Source organism: Synechococcus sp. R55.7, assembly GCF_047461955.1.
In the GTDB taxonomy this organism is placed as follows: Bacteria; Cyanobacteriota; Cyanobacteriia; order Thermostichales; family Thermostichaceae; genus Thermostichus.
The window spans coordinates 8,851-10,414 of sequence record NZ_JANSIC010000048.1 but is presented as its reverse complement, the minus strand read 5'-3'; the positions used below and the strand labels follow the sequence as shown (position 1 = coordinate 10,414).

The 1,564-nt window shown below is 63.4% G+C and carries 1 protein-coding gene; it reads right to left on the bottom strand.

The genetic code is table 11. The annotated features are described in order from the left end of the window. Positions 1–1,400: DUF3352 domain-containing protein (locus NW820_RS04045; protein WP_414406751.1), on the bottom strand; the 1,400-nt coding region annotated here is incomplete at its 3' end. Positions 1,401–1,564 lie beyond the last annotated feature (164 nt).

Genomic DNA, 1,564 nt, shown 5'->3' with positions numbered 1-1,564 from the left:
GATCCTCCTTTCCCACTGACTTCCAGCGGCTCGCCTGCCAACACAGGGATCTCCGGTCGATGGATAGAGCGGTAAGGACTCCGTCCCGCTGTCGCCACCGGCGGGGGTTCTGACGGCAAGGACTCCGTCTCCCCCGCAGGAGTGGTCGGTTGGGCCCAGGCAGTGGCGGTGCCGCGCTTCGTTGCCAGAGAGATTACCTGCCAGCCTTGGGCGCGTGCCCGCTCATCCAAGTCGAAATAAGGACTCCGTCCCGCTGTCGCGACCGACTCATCCGGCAGCTTACCGACCCACAGCCAGGCTGGATCCCCGTCGCCGGGCAAAAGGGCAAAGGCAAACTCTCCCCGTTCCGGCAACAGACGCTGCCAGTCCAGCGCCACCTGAGATTGCAAGCGCTGCAGCCACTGGCCGGGATCCACCCGCAATCCCAGGGGATTTAGGGGCTGGATCTGCCCCAGGCTCTGCCAAACTGAGGCCAGATTCTCTCCGGAAATCAGCGCCAAGGTCTCATCCGGCAGATGTTGAAGGATCTGCGGGCGAAAGGCTTCTGCCGCCGGCAAGGAGAAGCCAGCGGGCGCATGCCAGAGGGCAGCACTTTCGGCCACCAAGCCCTGGAAGTTCACCCCCAACCCCAGCCCTACCGCCTGCAACGTCAGCCCGTCTGGAGAAACCGCCTCTGGATTCTGCCAGAAGGCCCAACCCACATGTGCCTCCCGCAGCGGCTGGATCACCCGCCGAAACAAGGGCTGAGCCACCAGAGACAACTGCGGCAACTGCCAAGCATCGATTGCAGCCCGAATGGCAGCAGGCTGCTCCGCCAGCAACACGTATTGCTCGCCGAAAACGGCTGCCGAGAAACCCTGCAGGCCCGGAATCGGGCTAGACACCACCTGAATGCCCTTGTAAGTGTCCACCTGCACCGGCCTCCCGGCCAAGCTCTGCCGTTCCCACAATAGGTTCAGCTCAAACTGAGAGAGCGCCGCATCCCGCGTTTCCAGGGCAACCAAGGTGCCCCACTCCGGCAAACTGGCCAAGAGGGTGCTCCTCCCCAGCCAGGGCCGCACCTCCCGCTCGAAATCAAGGGATCCCCCGGCCAGCAAGGATCCCAGCCAGCCTGGGCCTTCAGGGGAGAAAAACTTTTGCCACTGCTGACGGGCAGCGCGTCGCTGGGGGGCAGGAGTTGCCGCTTGCCAAAACGCTTGCACCTCGTCCAGGGGAACAGCCAACACCAGCAGCGCTTGTGCGGAGCGAGGGGCCAAACCCACAATTGGCGGCAGCTCCGGGTGGGCCAGCAACAAAGCCACCGGACTGCGGGTGAGCAGCCATACGACAACCCACACCACCATGGCGGCCAGAAGACCAAGCCCAATCAGGATCCCGCGCAAGAGTTGCCGTCGTCCCATATCTCAATCTCTGCACCGAGGGAGACATGGCGCGGACACCCAGGCCCTACTGCTCTGCACTGCTGGCATGAACAGGCCTAGTGAAGAAGCGCTGCCCTCAGTCCTGCATGATAAAACCTTACCATGGAACAGAGGCTCATCCTGGTGCGCAAGCTGGAGCCCAC